The sequence below is a fragment of the Idiomarina loihiensis genome (genome assembly GCF_024584785.1).
GTDB classification, from domain to species: domain Bacteria; phylum Pseudomonadota; class Gammaproteobacteria; order Enterobacterales; family Alteromonadaceae; genus Pseudidiomarina; species Pseudidiomarina fusca.
The window spans coordinates 2,734,952-2,752,366 of record NZ_CP074112.1; the positions used below are offsets into that span (position 1 = coordinate 2,734,952).

A 17,415-nucleotide genomic window follows, 5' to 3' on the forward strand; every position below is an offset into this window, starting at 1 on the left:
TCTAATCTGTTTTTACCATATCTCACTTTCTGAAATTGTAACTATAGTTATATCCATTCTGTGCGACCTAGTTAGCAGTTGTTGGCTAGGCCGCGCACAGTTGTGTACTTAACCTACAACGAAAGGGTGTAACATCATGATGAAAAAAGTCCTTCCAGTTGTTTCTGCGCTAGCAGTTGCCGTGTCCATGGGCATGGCTTCTTATTCTGCAGCAGCGCAAGAAGCACAAGATAAAATGTTCTGGTGGCCAGACCAACTCGACCTTACGCCATTACGTGACCACGACGTGTCTTCTAACCCTATGGGTGAAGACTTTGACTATATTGAAGAGTTCAAAAAAGTAGATATCGCAGCAGTTAAAAAAGATATCGAAGAGCTAATGACGTCGTCACAAGATTGGTGGCCAGCTGACTACGGTCATTACGGTCCTTTCTTTATTCGGATGGCATGGCACGGTGCTGGTACCTACCGGGTGAACGATGGCCGTGGTGGTGCAGGTGGCGGTCAACAGCGTTTTGAACCTCTCAACAGCTGGCCAGACAACGTGAGCTTAGATAAAGCTCGCCGTTTGCTGTGGCCAATCAAGCAAAAGTACGGCTCAAGCATCTCTTGGGCAGACCTCATGGTTTTAACCGGTAACGTTGCGTTAGAGTCGATGGGCTTTAAAACCTATGGCTTTGCTGGTGGCCGTGAAGATGAGTGGGAGCCAGATAACGTCTACTGGGGCCCAGAAAAACAATGGTTAGAAGATAAACGTTACAGCGGCGACCGTGAACTAGAGCGGCCGTTAGCAGCGGTACAAATGGGCTTGATTTATGTGAACCCAGAAGGTCCAAATGGTAATCCTGATCCTTTATTGGCGGCAAAAGATATTCGCGAAACTTTTGCGCGGATGGCCATGAACGATGAAGAAACCGTGGCTTTGATTGCTGGTGGCCACACCTTTGGTAAAGCCCACGGTGCGCACAAGCCAGATGAGTGTTTAGGGGCAGAACCTGCCGCCGCGCCAGTAGAAGAACAAGGCTTAGGTTGGAAGAACAAATGTGGTAAAGGCCACTCTGAAGACACCATCACTTCTGGTTTAGAAGGTGCTTGGTCGGTTAATCCGATTGCATGGACCACCCAGTACTTGGATAACCTGTTTGGTTTTGAGTGGGAACAAACGCGTAGCCCAGCTGGCGCTATTCAGTGGATTCCTAAAGATGGCCAAGCGGCAAACTTGGTGCCAGATGCGCACATTCCTGGTAAGCGTCACGCACCTATTATGTTCACCACCGATTTGTCGTTAAAAGTGGATCCAGAGTATCGCAAAATTGCGAAACGCTTCCATGAAGATCCGGAAGAGTTTGAGTTAGCCTTTGCTAAAGCTTGGTTTAAATTAACGCATCGCGACATGGGTCCTCGTGCACGTTACATCGTGGATACGTCACCAGATACTCCATTACTGTGGCAAGATCCGGTACCAGCAGTAGATCACGAGTTAATCAACGAGCGAGACATTGCTAACTTAAAAGGCAAAATCTTAGATTCAGGGTTAACTGTATCTGAGTTGGTGCGTACTGCTTGGGCTTCTGCTTCTAGCTTCCGTGGCACTGACATGCGTGGTGGTGCTAATGGTGCTCGCTTGCGCTTAGCGCCACAGGCTAACTGGGAAGTAAACAACCCACAAGAGCTGAAAAAAGTGCTAGCTACTTTAGAAAAGGTACAGCGTGACTTTAACAAGTCGTTACCCAAAGGTAAGCGCGTATCTATGGCTGATACCATTGTTTTAGGTGGTGCAGCAGCTATCGAAAAAGCAGCACAAGAAGCAGGTTTTGAGGTTACTTTACCTTTTGTGCCTGGCCGTACTGACGCAACTGCAGAAATGACTGAGGTTGCTTCGTTTGAGTTCTTGAAGCCAACAGCTGATGGCTTCCGTAACTACTACGACAAAGCTAGCCGGATGTCGCCTGCTGAGATGTTAGTGGACCGTGCTGATTTATTGACCTTAACGGTACCTGAGTTAACGGTATTAGTAGGTGGTATGCGTGCACTTGATGCTAATTATCAAGGGCTTGATCATGGTGTGTTTACCGACCGTCCTGGCCAGTTAACTAACGACTTCTTCGTTAACTTACTTGATATGGGTACCGAATGGGCACCAGCTAAGCAAGAAGGCGTTTACGAAGGTCGTGACCGTAAGTCTGGCGAAGTGAAGTGGACTGCAACACCTGTTGACTTAATCTTTGGCTCTAACTCTGAGTTACGAGCGATTGCTGAAGTGTATGCCTTTAATGGCTCTGAGCAGAAGTTTGTTGAAGACTTCGTAGCTGCTTGGACTAAAGTGATGCAGTTGGATCGTTTTGATTTGCACCAGCAATAAGCAAGTAATCTGCGTGATTGCTTAATAAAAAAGGGGGCTTGTTTAAGAGCCCCCTTTGTTTTTGTGTACGTTGTTTTTGTGTACGCTGCTAGCAGCAAGTTAGCGCTAGCCGTTACTCGTCACCAAAAGTACGTGGTTTTAACACCTCAGGTTTGAGAAACGGCTTCTCACCGGTGTTGTCATGTTGCCCAAGTACTTTGCCGTTTAACTCAGTGCCGTACAGAGTTGCTTTGTGAAAGTTAAGATACTTTTGTCGAGTTTCTTTGGCATCACCGGTATAGCGAGGGTCCTGAGGACGTTCTTGCCCATTAATAAAGTAGGCGACATCCCAGGCTTCTTTGTCGCTTAATCGCCCTGGTTGGCCTAATGGCATATTATTTTGAATAAAAGATGCTGCGGTAAAAATACGCGTCATGCCCGCACCCCAGTTGTAGGAACCATCGCCCCATAACGGTGGGAATACCACCTCGCCATCTACCTTTTTGCCTTCGCCATTAGGACCGTGGCAGACCGCACAGTTATTAGCATAAACAGCTGCACCTTGGCCAAAGCTGACATCTTTTGGTATGTCTTTGCCGAGTGAGCTAAAACCACGGCCGCCGATGTTGCGGTCATATACTTTGGCGCCTTTCGCCATGTACTGATGATAAGCCGCTAACGCCAGCATGGTGTCGCTACCGTACTCGGGTGCGGTACCATTCATCGAAAATGAAAAACAGCCAGCAATCCGTTCTTCTAACGAGTTAACGTGGCCATTTTTGCCTCTGAAATCCGGCAATGTGGTGGCCGCAGGCCATACTGGACCAGACCAGGCCATGCGGCCCTCACCCATGTGGCACGATTTACAGTTCATGTCATTAAACACGTACTTGCCGCGCAATTGTTGTGTGTTCATGAAGAGATCGCGGCCTTTAAGCACCACTTTCTTGAGTTCTGGGTGCAGCTCGCTGTCATTCTCAATATCGGCCAAGGTTGGTGCTTGGTGATCGTATTGCCCTGGCTTCATGCTGGGTAGTTTAACTTGGCTCATATCGTTATTTTGCATCGCGATGGCAGCCACCGAGAGGCTTGCAGTAAATAGCGCCGCAAGGCTTAAAGTAATAGCATTGAGTAATTTCATGGTGCTGGCTCTCCTTACTGCTGTGGCGCGGCTGGTTGGCTCGCCAAATAAGCAGCAACGGCATCAATTTGTTCCGGGCTTAGCCGTTTAGCGATGGCCTCCATTAATTGCACCGGATCTGATTGACGTTGCCCTTGTTGCCAAGCTTGTAGTTGTTGCTTCAAGTAACTGGCGTGCTGCCCTGCAATGCCAGGAAAGTTACCATCTACGCCCTGATTGTTGGGGCCATGGCAGCTGGCGCAAGGAGGTAAATAATTATCCCAATCACCTTGTAGCGCGAGTTTTTTACCCAATTCTAATTGGGCTTGAGAAGCCGTTGCAGCAGCAGGTGCTGCTACCGGTAACGTAGCAAAGTAGGCCGCTAAATCTGCCAGTTGTTGCTGATTAAAGTTATCAATGTTCATGGTCATAGCAGGGTTAACGCGTTTACCTTGTTGGAATGCTACCATTTGGCGCAGGGCATAATCGGCATCTAAGCCAGCAATGCGTGGAAAGGTGCCAGCGGCCATCCCTTCGCCATTGGCACCATGACAAGCTGCACAGGGTGCTCCACTACCATCTCCCTGAGTGGCCAAAGCTTGACCATTGGCGGCATCGCCCTTCGCATAGGCTGGCGCCTGCATTAAGCCTGCACACACCCAAGCGGCAAATAATACTTTGATCTTCATCAGTACATCCTTTGTTGGTTGAGCTATTAACCTTCGAACTTTAGCTCATTCTAATATAAAATACCTACTAAATGTAAGGTTTTGTGGTTGATCGTTTGTTGATACAGGTCATTGCTTGGCCCGGTATCAGTTATTACGACTAACGTGGTCAAAAACCCCCGTAGGAAGGAGACGTCATGATGACATTGGGTGAAATGAATCAATTGGGTAGGGCCGTTGCTGTTGCTGCAGCACTTTTGCTGGCTCCAGCAGCGATGGCGGCTGAAACGTCGCCGACCAAAATTTCGGGGCAGGTGTTTGCTAACTTCAGCAATCTGCAGATAGATGATCAACGCAACGATAATGAAGGTTGGCAACCGGATCTGAAGCGCTTTTATATCGACGTAGAACACTCGTTCAATGCGGATTGGATGCTAAAGGTGACAACTGATGTGCAGTGGCAACGCCAGCAAGACCCTACCGATGTTTGGTTTCGTCACGCCTATGTGCAGCGCAATTGGGACAACGGCTATTACTTAAAGCTTGGTGTCGCTGAATTGCCTTGGATAGATTACGTGGCTCGTAGGGTCGGTTATCGCTACATAGACCCAAGTATTAACCCCAAAAATCAGTTTGCTGGGCCAACCGACTTAGGCGTCCATGTTGGCCAAAAAGGTGATCACTTTTCTTATGGTGTGGCCATGGTGACTGGGGCTGGTTTTAAGAAGCCTAAAGTAGCCGACCAAGTGGATATCGAGGCGGCGGCTATTTGGCATGTTACGCCAACCTTTGATTTAGCCATGGGCTGGTACGAAGGGGCGCGGGCGTTAGACAAAGGCAGTAATATTGATAAGTTGCATAACGCACAACGCTGGAATATGGCTTTAAGCTACATGAAAAAAGGCATGCGGGCAGGTGTTGAGTACGTCTATAACGATAACTGGAAGCAAGTCACATCCGCTACCGAAGATGCCAGTGATGGCTGGAGTGCATGGGCAAGTTATTCTTTTAGTGCCAAACACTCAGCGTTTGTGCGCTACGATATCACTCATCCCAGTCGCCGGCTGAAACCGGAATTGGAGCAAGACTATTTGCAACTAGGGGTAGATTGGAAAGTGATGCCGTCACTAACCCTAGCCCTTGTTGCCAAGCAAAGTGATATTGCTGATGTGATTATCGACCGTACTCAGAACGAAGTCGGGGTGTGGGCGATGTGGAACTGGTAACTAGCACCTAGCCAATTTGCTGTATCGTGCCGGCTTCTACACGATACAGCCCTGAGCTGGTATCCACGTAGATCTTTTGTTGATGAAACAAACTTAAAAACACATGAAACTCATTTGGATAAGCAGAAGCTGAATGGCTAGCAAATAATGAGCCAGTCTGGGTGAGTGGCACATCTAAACAACCCCGCGATGACAAGCTGGAATCGTATTCACCATTGGCTTTTTGAATCAATTTAAGGTGTCGTCCAAACACCACTGTGTCGGCATCGTCACTGAACTTGATGGCATACCAATAGGTGCTGCCATTGGTATCATCGGCTACCCCTAACTCAGTGTAATTGCCGGCACAGTAGAGCGGCCGCAACTCAGCAAAAACCTCGCGCTGTTGACTACTGAACTCTAATTTGTGTGCGCCGCTGGTGTGAGCTTGATAGAGCAAATGGCCTAATCGCTCAACTTCGCGTAGCAGTTCGCGCTTAGTGTCAGCGCTTGGTGCAACCTCAGCTTGATGGGTGCTTTGACAGCCCGCTACCATCAACCAGCTAACTAGGCACAGGCTTAGTAATAATGGCTTACGTAAAGCTAGGTTCATAGAATTACCTCATCAAGCGTTATCGGTTTTCAGCGGTGCTTTATTGTGCTAACTCTAGACGGTTTCGACCCTGTTGTTTGGCACGATACAAAGCTTGGTCAGCTGCTTTAAGTAGCAATTGATAATCGGGATGGCCAGCAAAAGCTGCTAATCCCATACTTACGGTTACCTTAAGCTGCTGCTCGTTGGGTAATAAGAATACTTCTTTTTCTATGACTTTGCGGACCTTTTCGGCCACATTTTGCGCACTATTTACATCCGCATCGACAATCACCAGCAAAAACTCTTCACCACCCATCCTAAACACAAAGTCACCACTGCGACTGTTGTTCATCAAAAGAGTGCTTACTTGTTGCAGTACCATATCACCTACTTCGTGGCCATAATTGTCGTTTGGCTGCCAAATAAGTTATGTAACCAGCTCTGTAAGGAACTATGTAGTTTGTTTTTGACCTGCTGATGCGATAGAAATACTGCCGCCTCGGTATCCGTAAGCAGGCCACTATAGAAAGCGTCGGCGAGGGCTTGGCGGTGCGTTTCAACTAGCTCTAAGGTAGTTTGTAACAGCGAACTTGGGGCATGTTCAATTTGCTCATGCCATTCTTGAATAACTTGCTGATTGATAACTCTATGCACGGCTCTATTCCAACATCGATAGAATGAAAATGGCGTTTAAAAAGAAGGTTATAGTACCAAAGTTAAGCTAATTAGTCTGGTACAAAACCACAAACAATGTAATGCTATGTAGCAGCTTAAAAAAGCCACAAATAAGAGGAACTAACAGATGAAATTATATGAAACAGCAACGGCTCCAAATCCGCGTCGCGTACGCATGTTTATGGCCGAAAAAGGTCTTTTAGAGCAGGTTGAATGCATTGAAATTGATTTAGCTAAAGGCGAGAACCTGACTCCTGAATTTGTGGCTCGTAACCCGATGAAAAAAGTACCTGTGTTAGAACTTGATGATGGTACTTGTTTGGCTGAAACCATGGCGATTTGTCGTTATGTTGAAGAAGCCCACCCTGAAACACTACCGCTGTTAGGAACTAGCCCAAAACAAAAAGCATTGATTGAGCAATGGCTACGCTGGATTGATTTCTATTTTATGATGCCAGTGGGCATGTGCTTTCAACATACTTCCGGTTACTTCAAAGATCGGATGACGTGTTTCCCGGAATATGGCCAAGATTGCCATGGTAAAGCGCAAGAATTTATGGCGTTTTTGGATCAGCATTTAGCCACACATGATTATTTGGTAGGAGATGAGTTTAGCGCTGCTGATATCAATGCTTTTGCGACCTTAGCGTTCGCTCGTGTGGTTAAACTACGCGCAGATAGTAGTCTGCCGAATCTCAGTGCTTGGTACGAGCGGATAGCAGCTCGCCCCTCAGCAAAAGTCTAACCGATGACGGCAGGTAGCTCAGTCGCTAAGCCCATTAGCGTTGCCATCATCGGGACTGGTTTTGGCGGCCAAAGTGCCGCCATTCAGTTGCTCAAACGTGGTCAGCAAGATTTTGTGATGCTGGAACGGCGTTCATTCATGGGCGGCACTTGGTGCCAGAATAGTTATCCAGGCGCGCAAGTAGATGTGCAGTCGCCACTCTATTCGTTGGCGAGTGAGCCTTGTGTGTGGTCGCAAATGTTTGCGAAACAGCCCGAGCTGGCTGCCTACACCGAGCAAGTGATTGAGAAGTACCAACTGCGAGATAAAACTCAATTAGAAAGCCAAGTAACTGAGTTGCGCTGGCTAGCAGAACAGCAATGCTGGCAGCTGACCATAGCGAATAAGCCGGCGGTGTATGCGCGCTCAGTGATTTGCGCGCAAGGGCCACTAAGTAATGCGGTTATTCCTGACTTTAAAGGGCGTGAGCGCTTTCAAGGGGTGAGTTTTCATACCAACCAGTGGCGTCATGACGTGCCTTATCAAGGAAAGCGTGTCGCCGTGATTGGCTCGGGTGCTAGCGCGGCCCAAGTTATTCCTAGTATTGCCAATGAGGTTGCGCAGTTGCATGTGTTTCAGCGTTCACCACACTGGGTGATGCCCCGCCCAGATCGAGTTTTTGGACCCGTAGCACGGCGTCTACTCGCCACTAAGTTGGGTTATCAAACTCTGCGCAAAGCTATTTATTGGGGGCTTGAGTGGCGGGTTTTAGCGTTTAAGTATTCCCATTCACTGATTAAGTTCTTTGCCCAGCGTAAAGCACTTAAACATCTACGTTCACAAGTACAAGATGCCGAACTGCGGGCAAAATTGACGCCAGATTACACCATCGGTTGTAAACGTATTATTGTGTCAAATACGCTGTACCCGGCGTTACAACTGCCGCAGGTGAGTTTGCATGACAAGCACGATGCGATAGCCGAAATCAACGAGCGCGGTATCGTTACCCAGCAGGGGCAGCAGATTGACCTAGACCTGATTGTCTATTCAACCGGCTTTGATGCCACCGATGGGGCGATTGGTTTTGAGGTTATTGGGCGTGATGGCAAATCGTTGCAGCAGGCTTGGCAACCTTTTCCGCATGCCTATTTAGGTACCTGTTTGCCGCAATTCCCCAATTTGTACTTGGTGACCGGGCCCAATACAGGTATTGGTCATACGTCCGCGATTTTTGTGATTGAGTCACAGCTAAAGTACATCATGAGCTGTTTAGATCACCTGCGCCAACAACAGGCCACGGCCATTGAAGTAAAAGCAGATGCTGAGCAACATTATACCAGTATGATTCATCGCGAAATGAAGAAAACTGTGTGGCACAGCGGTGGCTGTAACAGTTGGTACAAGAGCAAAAGTGGGCATGTGATCGCCATGTTCCCTGGCTTTAGTTTTACCTTCAGGTGGATGGCCAGCCATTTTAAACCGCAACATCATCAGTTGCTTTATTCGGCCACAACATCGGAGCTATCCTCATGAAAAAAATCATTCCTGCGCTGATTCTCTTGTTGGGCGTGACTTGGCTTGCCACCCAAAGTCCAAGCGTTGGTTTGTGGGTGTATGACCAAACGGCCAAATTAGAAGCTCAGTGGTATGGCTTTAGCAAACGCACGGTGAAGCTAGATGAATTAGAGTTAGTGCTGTATGAGCGTCAAGCCGAGGTAGCTGCTGGCGAGCAAGCGCCGACGCTGGTGTTGTTGCATGGCTACACGGCCTCAAAAGAACTATGGCTGCGGTTTGCTAATCATCTAGACGCAGGCTATCGGGTACTGATACCTGATCTGGCCGGCCATGGTGAAACCGGATACCAACCCGAATGGTCTTATCGCGCCACGGCCCAGGCCGATCGTATCGCAGCACTATTGCAAGCGTTGCAGATAGACCAAGCAATTGTTGCCGGAAACTCGATGGGGGGCATGATTGCCGCTCATTTTGCGTTGCAATACCCAGCTCAAACTCAGGCTTTAATTGTGCTGGACCCTGCCGGTATCACGCCACCGCAACTTAGTGAAACCGAGGCTTTGTTTGCGGCCGGGCAATCGCCTTTTGAGATCGCTAATATTGACCAATTTATGCGGTTTTATCACCTGACTATGGCACAACCGCCGTTTGCACCCGAATTTGTACTGCGAGGTGTGGCAGAGCGTTATATTGAGCGCCGAGGTGCCTACGCACATATTGCGCAGGACTTCAGATTGCATGATAGTTTAGATGAGCGGTTGCCGCAGATTTCGGCACCCACTTTGATTATTTGGGGCGAACGCGATCGTATTCTGAGCGCGAGTGCTGCGCCTTTGTGGCAGCAGGGAATTGCCGCGAGTGAGTTATTGCTATTACCAGAAATTGGGCACATGCCGATGGTTGAACAACCGGCGATAACCGCCGCGCAAGTTGAAGCATTTTTAGCGCGGCGGCTCTAGTTTAATGACTTAATTGTTCGCGATATTTTTTCGCCATATCGCTTACTTGCTTCGCAGTTTTGCCGTCTAGCTCAGCCAGCACTTCTGCTTGCACTTCGTCTGGCGAGGCGTTGCCGCTACTCGACATTTTCACTAACTGAGCACTAACCACAATATTGCTCAGGTCCGCTTGAAACTGGCGTTTTTCTGCCGCTGTCATAGGTGCCGTTACTTCTTTTAATGAAGCTTCATAGGCTTGCTCAGACGATGTATCTAGGCGAGCAGCTGACGAGCCACCTAAGGATAAGCCGTCGCCGCAACCGATCAAACTAAGTGCAAGTAGGCCAGCAGTGAGTAATTTTACTAGGTTTGTCATAGGACTTCCTTGTTGTCTATTTAGATAAGTTAAAGTTCTGATTTAGTAAGCCATTTAGTTACTGTAGGCGCCTCATAGGCATGCATTTGGGCAATCAGATCCGGTGCATTGCTATCATTTAACAGCAATTGCCGATGCACATCTTTAACAAAGCCTTGCGATACAGTGTTATCTAAAAAGGTTAGTAGGGCGGTGAAATAACCGTCCACATTCAAAAGAGCGCACGGTTTTTGGTGAAAGCCAAGTTGTGCCCAAGTGACGACCTCAAAAATTTCTTCAAGTGTGCCCATGCCGCCTGGCATCGCAATAAAGCCATCAGCAAGTTCGGCCATCATAGCTTTGCGATCGTGCATGGATGTCACCACATGCAGTTGGGTTAGACCATGGTGAGCAACCTCTTTGTCGACCAGCGCTTGTGGCATAATGCCTATCACTTCACCGCCTTGCGCCAATACGCGGTCGGCAAGTTGTCCCATTTGCCCTACTTTGGCGCCGCCGTAGACCAATCGAATACCTTGCTCAACTAAGGTATCAGCAAGTTCGATGGTAGCGTCAGTGTACACTGGCGAAAAGCCAGGATTAGAACCACAATAAACGCAAATGGTTGAAAGCTTAGTCATACGTCATCTTCCTTGTGGCGATTAGCGCGTTGATTGAGCGCTTCGCGTTGTTCAGAGCTAATAGGAACCACACTAAGGCGATTACCCTTGGCCACTAACGGGTGATCAGTAAAGGCCGGCATGGTTTTAATGGCGGCTAAGGGAATCACCTCAGTAAACCGTCTTATGTACTGTAAATCAACTGCCACCCAGCGTGGCTTATCAGGCTGACTTTTGCTATCAAAATACGTTGAAGCAGAATCAAATTGCGTTGGATCTGGGTAGGCGGCACGCACCACACGTACCAGACCAGCAACACCAATCTTGGCACAGCTGGAGTGGTAGATAAATACTTCATCACCTATGTGCATGTCTTGCATAAAGTTGCGGGCTTGATAATTACGCACACCATCCCAGCGGATCACCGCTGCTGGCGTTTTGGCAAAATCATCAATGCTGCATTCGTCTGGTTCGGTTTTCATTAACCAATACTGCACGGGATAATCCTTGTTTGAACTTACTAGGTATCTTTATCGGTCACTCACTATAGCTAATAATTTATTGGCAGAATAGCCTGTTTCTGTCATGCTACTTTCATAAACAGGATGAATTTTGTACGCCAAACAATGACATCTTTACTTGAGCAACTACGCGCAGCCACTGCTGCACTTCATAGCCACTTAGACCGACACACCATGATGTCGGAGTTGATGAGTGCGGATTTAACCGAAGCGCGCTATCGGCAGATACTGCAGCACATGTACCCTGCTCATCAGCAGTTAGAAGCGGCGGTGCAGCAGGGCGTGCAGGAGTTGCGATTGGGCTATCCCTTGCAAGCCCGATTGGCTTGGCTTGATGATGATTTAATAAAACTGCAATGTGACATTCCTACAATGGCGGCCGTGAAGAATATGACGAACCAGGCTGAGCTCGCGCATTCAGAGACTATGGCACCCGTAGCCATCGGCTCGCTGCCAGCATTGGTTGGTTGGCTGTATGTTCTAGAAGGATCTCGTCTAGGGGCGGCAGTGATTGCCAAGCGTCTGCAACGCCAATTACCTAACTCACCTTGTAGTTTTTTTTCGCGTTCGATTGCGCCGCAGGCGTGGTCGCAATTTTTGCTGTTTGCACAACAGGTTGCTGCTGCTGATTCCGATGATGTGATTGATGCAGCGCAACAAGCATTTACCAGCTATATTGAGCAGCTAAAGGCGCCATTAGGCGCACCCTTAACATCAGCCAAGAGCGCCGAGTATGCAAACTAGCTTGAACCTTACTAAATAAGCCATTGACTGTAATGATAGCCATTGAAAACAACCTATTATTGTTCATTTTTATCTTACTCATAGTCACTATGGCTACGGGTGCTGGCGCCTTGTGGTTTTGGTTGCGAGCACGTTATCAACAACGGTTGTTGAAGCAGTGGGTACAGGCCAACTACGATACTTTGAGCAGTATTGCTACGGACCAACCGCTGGAGCAAAAACTATCGCGAATTTGTGCTCTGCTAGAATCACAAATTCCGTTTAGTTTCGCTTCGGTGATGGTAGCAAATGAGCAGCGCACCAGTTTAAGTGCGGTGGCGACTGCGCGGCTGCCTAAATCTTTGTTTGATGGCTTGCAAATGTTACCTATTGCTAACGGTGTGGGCGCCTGTGGCACGGCCGCCGCGCAAGGGCGTCCGGTGGTGGTTGCCAAGATGCATGAAGACACTCGATTTGAAGCCTTTATGCCATTAATAAAGCAGTTTAAGCTGAGCTCAGCTTGGTCCTTTCCAGTGTATACCGCGCAGCAGCAGCTCTTAGGTACTCTTGCGGTCTACTCCGAGCGCGAGCGGTTACCTAATCAGCAACAACGCGCCATCATTGAACGTAGCTGTGAGCTATTAGCCCTTGTGATGCAACAGCATCATGAACGCTTGGCGCGCGAACGCAGCGAGCAGCGGGCGAATTCATTGTTTGCCTACAACCCAGAGGCAGTGTTTACGTTAGATTTAGAGGGGCGTTTTACTAGTTTAAACGCCGCTGGTGAAGCCTTGGTGCAAGCTTCTGAGCGCGAAATATTGGGCCAGCGCTACGATGTGGTGGTACTTGAAGAAGACAAACAACGTACTCAGGAACATTTTCTCGCAGCTGTGGCGGGGCAGCCGCAGCGCTATGAGATCCGCATTTTAAATAGTGCGGGCCAGCTACGTACCCTCAATATTACCAACATGCCGATGAAGGTGAATCATCAGGTTGTGGGCGTGCATGGGATTGCAAAAGATGTAACCCAGCAACGCGACGATGAAGAGCGCTTGGTGTTGTTCCGCCGTTGCTTAGAATCAAGCACTGATGGCATTGTGATCAGTGATGCACGTAAACCGGGTTATCCCTTAATCTATGTCAATCCAGCGTTTACTCAAATTACCGGTTATTCAGAAGCAGAAATGCTAGGGGATAATTGCGATAAACTGCGCGGTCCGGATACGGATCTTGCTGCTATAGCCGAGATAGATGCTGCTATAGCTCAGCAAATTGAAGCTCGAACGGTGATTAAAAATTATCGTAAAGACGGCAGTATGTTTTGGAATGAATTACTGTTATCACCGGTACGCGATGACCAAGGTGAACTAACCCACTGGGTTGGAGTGCAAACAGATATTACCGAGCGGGTAGAGCGGGAACGTAGCCTCGCTTTTCATGCCAGCCATGATCCTTTAACAGGATTACCCAACCGCAGCATGTTAGAACAGCGTTTACAGCAAGCGCTAGCCGACGACTCCGCAGCTCTAGAATCAGTCTTTGTTTTATTTATTGATTTGGATGGCTTTAAGCCTATCAATGACAGCTTGGGTCATGAGTTTGGTGATGAAATTTTAGTGCAGACAGGGCAGCGTCTGCGTGCCGTATTACCAGCAGAAGACTTGCTGGCGCGCTTTGGTGGTGATGAATTTGTTGCTGTGGTTCAGAGCCAAACCTCAATTGCCGCAGTAACCCAGCTGGCGCAACGATTGCTCGATCAGTTCCTCCATCCCTTTGTGTTTGAACAAGCAGAAGTATCGTTATCGGCGGCGATTGGGATTGCTACTAACGACAGCAGTGTGCGTTATCCCAATCAGCTGATTCAACACGCCGATGTTGCTATGTATGAAGTTAAGCGTCGCGGTAGTAACGGTTTGCAGTGGTTCTCGCCAGTGTTTGATGAAGGTGCACAATTACAAATTCAGCGCCGTTCGCAGTTACAAGAAGCCATTGCGCAGCAACAATTTGAGTTGTTCTACCAGCCGATTGTAAGTGCGCAGGGGGCGATCCATGGGGTGGAAGCCTTGATTCGCTGGAAGCACCCAGAACAGGGATTTATCTCGCCAGCAGAGTTTATTCCATTAGCGGAAAAGACCGGCCAAATCATCGCAATTAGTGAGTGGGTACTTAATCAGGCTTGTATGGATAGCCAAACCTTACGTGAGGCTGGAGTGCCCCATGTGGCGGTGAACTTCTCGCCGATGCAGTTTTATCGTGATGATTTTGTTGAGTCGGTAGAGCGAATCATTAAGCCGTATAACTTACGTCCCGGGCAACTGGTGGCAGAAATTACAGAAAATGTCTTAATGCGCGATAGCAGTCATATCTTTGAGATTTTGCAGCAACTACGCGAGTTGGGGCTGGACATAGCGTTAGATGATTTTGGTACCGGCTATGCAAGCTTGAGCTATTTAACTCGGATACCAGCGCAACGTTTAAAAATAGACCGCAGCTTTATTGACAATATTCATCAGAATACAGCCAATGCGGCTATCACCCGAGGCATCTTAACCATGGCCGCGGAGCTTGGCATAGCGACCGTAGCCGAGGGCGTAGAAACCGAGGCGGAGCAAGCTTATTTACAGCGCTACGCCTGTGATTACATGCAAGGTTACTTATTCTGCAAACCACTGCCGCTGCCAGAATTACTGGCTTGGCTAAACCATAAATAAATTGCGGTACATACGTTCTGCATAATCGTCGGTCATCCCGGCTACGTAGTCGCACAAAATACGATCGGCAGCAGTTGGGCCCCCTTGGCTGCCAGCTTGTAACCAGCGGGTGCGGGTATTGCGTGGCAACAGGCGCTCTGGCTCAGTGTGCAAAGCAGTAAATAAATCTAGCAGCATGTTCTGACTACGATAGCGTAATTGCTGAATCGCTGGGTCGTTAATTACATGCTCAAACACCACACTTTTCAAACTATTGAGTAACAGGCGTTCAGCCTCCGGTAAGGTTGCATTATAAGCAATCAAAGGTTGCTCAGCTGCTTCTAGCACCTGCTCTAAGCGAATTGCGGTAACAAAAATATTCACCATAGCGCCAATGGCATTTTTACGCAGATGATGTTCGTTGGCAAAAAGCTGTTGGCCAAGTTGCTGCATAAGTGCTGCCAACTCGTTCGGTAGCTGCACCAAGATTTGGTCAAGATGGCCATGCCATTGGCTTTCATTTAAGGTGCCTGTTACCACCGCATCTTCTAAATCATGCACGCCATAGGCGATATCATCGGCCAGCTCCATCAGGCTCGCATCCAAAGACTTGTGCAGTGAGCGTTGCCATGGCGATTGAGGTAACTGTTGCACTTGTTGGAACAGTTCACGGTCTTGGTTGCTGAGTGGGTCTAACACCCAGTCGAGCAGGTCGGCATCACATGCAAACAATGCTTTTGCTGGCTTAAACTGGCTCAGGCTGATTGGCTGCGAGGTTGCCGGCGGCGCCGACAAAGGCGGCATCAAAACCGGATATTTTAACAGCCCCAGCAGGGTACGGCGGGTTAAATCCATCCCATGCTGCGGGTGGTAAGCTTCGAGTTTGCCCACGATTCGAAACGTTTGGCCATTGCCCTCAAACCCACCTGCCCCCAACATTTTATAATTGAGCGCCGTTTCACCACCATGACCAAACGGGGGGTGGCCGATATCATGGGCTAAACAAAGGGTTTCCATTAAGTTGAGATCAGGCAGCATAGCGGCTAATTCTGGCGCGCTGACCTGTTGCAACTGATTGATCAGTGAGGCGCCGATTTGTGCGGCTTCAAGGGAGTGGGTTAGGCGCGTTCGATAAAAGTCGTTTTCACCCACGTTCATGATTTGGGTTTTCGACTGTAACCGACGAAACGCAGCTGAATGGAGTACGCGGGCGCGATCACGCTGCCAAGCGGTGCGTAAATCACCGGGACGTGGCTGCGGGCCACCGGAACGTCGTTGTTGCCAAATTGCTGTCATGGGTGCTTATCCGTTAAGGGTTTACGCAATAGTACAACATCGCGCGGATGAAGGTGAAGCTGCAAGCCATGCTGGTGTGCCCAGCAACGAAAAGTCTGCTCGTGAAAAAAGCTGATATGGGTAGGGTCATGGCGATACCGCCAGCCAGCAAAGCGTTCTAGTGCGGTCCAGCGTTGGGTCATGATGGCCAACCAGCCACCGGGTTTAAGACAGTCCAACAATTGCTGCATTACAAGGCCCGGTTGGGTGAGGTGTTCGACCACCTCGGTGCAGGTGATAAAATCGTATTGGTGCTGTAACAGTTCCGGCTGATAGGCATAGTAGAGATCGTAGTTGGCACAGTGATGACCGTGATCGTTAAGCATCGATGCTAATGTAGGGCCAGGGCCACAACCAAAATCTAATCCTTGTGCTGGCTTTTGATGAGTTTGCTGCAGTTGGGCTACCAGCGGCTGCACTAAGCGGTCTAAAAAGGTGCGATAGCCGACATCTGCGGGACTATTTTGATGCAAGTCGTATTCGGCTTTTTCTTGCTCGGCAGTGAGTTGATCGGCTGCTGCGACATGGATTAATTGGCATTGTTGGCAATGCCAATAGCGCCGCCCCGTGAGTGCGCCTTTTGCCTGTTGGTAACATAGCTTAGTGGCAACTGCAGCACATAATGGACAAGCCGGCCCGGCTTGCATGGCTGGCATCATCATTTGGCCATCAGGGCAACGGGCATACATGTACGCAATTACGTCCCGCTGCTTTGGCGTTATACATAGCTTGGTCGGCTTGGCGCATGAGGTCTTGCCAGTCGCGCGGCAGTGCTGACTTATCAGTCACGGAAGTTTTCATATTGCAAGGGTTGCTCTATGTCTGATTGACGTAGCAAGGCAATGGCTTCTTGTAAGTCATCGCGTTTTTTACCAGTAACTCGCACTTTGTCCCCCTGAATAGAACTTTGTACTTTGATTTTGCTGGCTTTAATTAATTGCGTGATTTTTTTAGCTAAAGGCTGATCAATGCCTTGTTTAAAGTTGATGGTTAAGCTAAAAGTTTTACCACTGTGAGTAGGTTCATCAGGTATGTCACAGCCTGCTAAACTAATGTTACGTTTAGCGCAATGATTATTAAAAATGTCCTGAATTTGGCGTACCTGAAAATCGGACTCTGAAGTTAAGGTAACGTTTAACTCTTGCTGCTCGATGGTGGCTAGAACCCCACGAAAATCAAAGCGTGTAGTGAGTTCACGGGTGGCATTATCCACGGCGTTCTTCAGTTCAACTTTGTCTATTTCAGACACAACATCAAAACTTGGCATGACAAAAATCTCATCGGTTAGTAAGTTGGTGCAGGTTAGGTTCGTATTTAAGTGTGCGAACTTGGACTGCAGTAATGATAGAATATTTGTTAAATATGCGCAGCATTATTTGTCAAAATACCA

General features: G+C 48.4%; 19 protein-coding genes. 7 read left to right on the forward strand and 12 right to left on the reverse strand.

The window, feature by feature from the left end:
• The first annotated feature begins 136 nt into the window (after nucleotides 1-136).
• Nucleotides 137-2,362 carry a catalase/peroxidase HPI gene (katG, locus tag KGF88_RS13120; protein ID WP_153826936.1) on the forward strand — a complete coding sequence of 742 codons (2,226 nt, stop codon included), beginning with the start codon at nucleotides 137-139 and terminating at the stop codon, nucleotides 2,360-2,362.
• A gap of 112 nt (nucleotides 2,363-2,474) precedes the next feature.
• On the opposite strand, the gene KGF88_RS13125 is transcribed toward katG, so the two are convergent.
• A complete protein-coding gene (locus tag KGF88_RS13125) occupies nucleotides 2,475-3,482 on the reverse strand; it encodes a c-type cytochrome (protein ID WP_153826935.1) in 1,008 nt (335 codons plus the stop codon).
• Nucleotides 3,483-3,496: 14 nt separating this feature from the next.
• On the reverse strand, nucleotides 3,497-4,150 hold the full coding sequence (locus tag KGF88_RS13130) for a c-type cytochrome (RefSeq protein WP_110075564.1): 654 nt from the start codon (nucleotides 4,148-4,150) through the stop codon (nucleotides 3,497-3,499).
• 176 nt (nucleotides 4,151-4,326) lie between these two features.
• Between KGF88_RS13130 and KGF88_RS13135 the strand changes: the two genes are divergently transcribed.
• Nucleotides 4,327-5,355, forward strand: coding sequence for a hypothetical protein (locus KGF88_RS13135; RefSeq protein ID WP_153826934.1), 1,029 nt, complete (start codon nucleotides 4,327-4,329; stop codon nucleotides 5,353-5,355).
• Nucleotides 5,356-5,362: 7 nt separating this feature from the next.
• Here KGF88_RS13135 and KGF88_RS13140 read toward each other — a convergent pair whose 3' ends face one another.
• The 3 genes from KGF88_RS13140 to KGF88_RS13150 are packed head-to-tail and all read right to left on the reverse strand — an operon-like array spanning nucleotide 5,363 to nucleotide 6,583.
• Nucleotides 5,363-5,947, reverse strand: coding sequence for a hypothetical protein (locus KGF88_RS13140; RefSeq protein ID WP_153826933.1), 585 nt, complete (start codon nucleotides 5,945-5,947; stop codon nucleotides 5,363-5,365).
• 40 nt (nucleotides 5,948-5,987) lie between these two features.
• Entirely contained in the window at nucleotides 5,988-6,311 is a 324-nt protein-coding gene (locus tag KGF88_RS13145) for a GGDEF domain-containing protein (protein ID WP_153826932.1), read from the reverse strand.
• Between the two features lie 5 nt (nucleotides 6,312-6,316).
• Nucleotides 6,317-6,583, reverse strand: a complete 267-nt coding sequence (locus KGF88_RS13150; RefSeq protein ID WP_153826931.1) for a protoglobin domain-containing protein — start codon at nucleotides 6,581-6,583, stop codon at nucleotides 6,317-6,319.
• Between the two features lie 148 nt (nucleotides 6,584-6,731).
• On the opposite strand from KGF88_RS13150, the gene KGF88_RS13155 reads away from it, so the two are divergent.
• From KGF88_RS13155 to KGF88_RS13165, 3 genes are read left to right on the forward strand one after another with little or no spacing between them, the layout of a single operon-like run.
• Entirely contained in the window at nucleotides 6,732-7,349 is a 618-nt protein-coding gene (locus tag KGF88_RS13155) for a glutathione S-transferase family protein (RefSeq protein ID WP_153826930.1), read from the forward strand.
• A gap of 3 nt (nucleotides 7,350-7,352) precedes the next feature.
• Entirely contained in the window at nucleotides 7,353-8,861 is a 1,509-nt protein-coding gene (locus KGF88_RS13160; RefSeq protein ID WP_153826929.1) for a flavin-containing monooxygenase, read from the forward strand.
• Nucleotides 8,858-9,802: an alpha/beta fold hydrolase gene (locus KGF88_RS13165; protein WP_153826928.1), complete on the forward strand. Its 945-nt coding sequence runs from the start codon at nucleotides 8,858-8,860 to the stop codon at nucleotides 9,800-9,802. The genes KGF88_RS13160 and KGF88_RS13165 overlap by 4 nt, the downstream gene beginning before the upstream one ends.
• A gap of 1 nt (nucleotide 9,803) precedes the next feature.
• Here KGF88_RS13165 and KGF88_RS13170 read toward each other — a convergent pair whose 3' ends face one another.
• Genes KGF88_RS13170 through KGF88_RS13180 form a run of 3 tightly spaced genes read right to left on the reverse strand, consistent with a single transcriptional unit; the run spans nucleotide 9,804 to nucleotide 11,253 of the window.
• Nucleotides 9,804-10,157 (reverse strand): DUF6694 family lipoprotein, encoded by a 354-nt coding sequence (locus KGF88_RS13170; RefSeq protein ID WP_110075557.1) that lies wholly within the window; start codon nucleotides 10,155-10,157, stop codon nucleotides 9,804-9,806.
• Between the two features lie 29 nt (nucleotides 10,158-10,186).
• A complete protein-coding gene (locus KGF88_RS13175; protein ID WP_153826927.1) occupies nucleotides 10,187-10,777 on the reverse strand; it encodes a TIGR00730 family Rossman fold protein in 591 nt (196 codons plus the stop codon).
• Entirely contained in the window at nucleotides 10,774-11,253 is a 480-nt protein-coding gene (locus KGF88_RS13180) for an EVE domain-containing protein (RefSeq protein WP_162014567.1), read from the reverse strand. Before KGF88_RS13180 ends, KGF88_RS13175 begins: the two co-directional genes overlap by 4 nt.
• A gap of 129 nt (nucleotides 11,254-11,382) precedes the next feature.
• On the opposite strand from KGF88_RS13180, the gene KGF88_RS13185 reads away from it, so the two are divergent.
• Entirely contained in the window at nucleotides 11,383-12,021 is a 639-nt protein-coding gene (locus KGF88_RS13185; RefSeq protein WP_162014568.1) for a biliverdin-producing heme oxygenase, read from the forward strand.
• 32 nt (nucleotides 12,022-12,053) lie between these two features.
• Nucleotides 12,054-14,711, forward strand: coding sequence for an EAL domain-containing protein (locus KGF88_RS13190; protein ID WP_153826925.1), 2,658 nt, complete (start codon nucleotides 12,054-12,056; stop codon nucleotides 14,709-14,711).
• Here the strand turns inward: KGF88_RS13190 and KGF88_RS13195 are convergent.
• The 4 genes from KGF88_RS13195 to KGF88_RS13210 are packed head-to-tail and all read right to left on the reverse strand — an operon-like array spanning nucleotide 14,697 to nucleotide 17,292.
• On the reverse strand, nucleotides 14,697-15,986 hold the full coding sequence (locus KGF88_RS13195) for an anti-phage deoxyguanosine triphosphatase (RefSeq protein WP_153826924.1): 1,290 nt from the start codon (nucleotides 15,984-15,986) through the stop codon (nucleotides 14,697-14,699). The two genes, KGF88_RS13190 and KGF88_RS13195, sit on opposite strands and share 15 nt — an antisense overlap.
• On the reverse strand, nucleotides 15,983-16,687 hold the full coding sequence (locus tag KGF88_RS13200; RefSeq protein ID WP_238387081.1) for a class I SAM-dependent methyltransferase: 705 nt from the start codon (nucleotides 16,685-16,687) through the stop codon (nucleotides 15,983-15,985). The genes KGF88_RS13195 and KGF88_RS13200 overlap by 4 nt, the downstream gene beginning before the upstream one ends.
• Nucleotides 16,688-16,694: 7 nt before the next feature.
• The gene (locus KGF88_RS13205; protein WP_162014569.1) at nucleotides 16,695-16,814 is read right to left on the reverse strand and encodes a diguanylate cyclase domain-containing protein; all 120 of its coding nucleotides are present in this window, start codon (nucleotides 16,812-16,814) and stop codon (nucleotides 16,695-16,697) included.
• The gene (locus tag KGF88_RS13210; protein ID WP_153826923.1) at nucleotides 16,807-17,292 is read right to left on the reverse strand and encodes a YajQ family cyclic di-GMP-binding protein; all 486 of its coding nucleotides are present in this window, start codon (nucleotides 17,290-17,292) and stop codon (nucleotides 16,807-16,809) included. Before KGF88_RS13210 ends, KGF88_RS13205 begins: the two co-directional genes overlap by 8 nt.
• Between the last annotated feature and the right edge of the window lie 123 nt (nucleotides 17,293-17,415).

Coding starts and splice junctions, on each gene's coding strand:
- KGF88_RS13165 (WP_153826928.1), top strand. CDS start 8,858: ATGAAAAAAATCATTCCTGCGCTGATTCTCTTGTTGGGCGTGACTTGG.
- KGF88_RS13175 (WP_153826927.1), bottom strand. CDS start 10,777: ATGACTAAGCTTTCAACCATTTGCGTTTATTGTGGTTCTAATCCTGGC.
- KGF88_RS13125 (WP_153826935.1), bottom strand. CDS start 3,482: ATGAAATTACTCAATGCTATTACTTTAAGCCTTGCGGCGCTATTTACT.
- KGF88_RS13185 (WP_162014568.1), top strand. CDS start 11,383: ATGACATCTTTACTTGAGCAACTACGCGCAGCCACTGCTGCACTTCAT.
- KGF88_RS13145 (WP_153826932.1), bottom strand. CDS start 6,311: ATGGTACTGCAACAAGTAAGCACTCTTTTGATGAACAACAGTCGCAGT.
- KGF88_RS13195 (WP_153826924.1), bottom strand. CDS start 15,986: ATGACAGCAATTTGGCAACAACGACGTTCCGGTGGCCCGCAGCCACGT.
- KGF88_RS13190 (WP_153826925.1), top strand. CDS start 12,054: ATGATAGCCATTGAAAACAACCTATTATTGTTCATTTTTATCTTACTC.
- KGF88_RS13210 (WP_153826923.1), bottom strand. CDS start 17,292: ATGCCAAGTTTTGATGTTGTGTCTGAAATAGACAAAGTTGAACTGAAG.
- KGF88_RS13155 (WP_153826930.1), top strand. CDS start 6,732: ATGAAATTATATGAAACAGCAACGGCTCCAAATCCGCGTCGCGTACGC.
- KGF88_RS13160 (WP_153826929.1), top strand. CDS start 7,353: ATGACGGCAGGTAGCTCAGTCGCTAAGCCCATTAGCGTTGCCATCATC.
- katG (WP_153826936.1), top strand. CDS start 137: ATGATGAAAAAAGTCCTTCCAGTTGTTTCTGCGCTAGCAGTTGCCGTG.
- KGF88_RS13200 (WP_238387081.1), bottom strand. CDS start 16,687: ATGATGATGCCAGCCATGCAAGCCGGGCCGGCTTGTCCATTATGTGCT.
- KGF88_RS13130 (WP_110075564.1), bottom strand. CDS start 4,150: ATGAAGATCAAAGTATTATTTGCCGCTTGGGTGTGTGCAGGCTTAATG.
- KGF88_RS13170 (WP_110075557.1), bottom strand. CDS start 10,157: ATGACAAACCTAGTAAAATTACTCACTGCTGGCCTACTTGCACTTAGT.
- KGF88_RS13140 (WP_153826933.1), bottom strand. CDS start 5,947: ATGAACCTAGCTTTACGTAAGCCATTATTACTAAGCCTGTGCCTAGTT.
- KGF88_RS13135 (WP_153826934.1), top strand. CDS start 4,327: ATGATGACATTGGGTGAAATGAATCAATTGGGTAGGGCCGTTGCTGTT.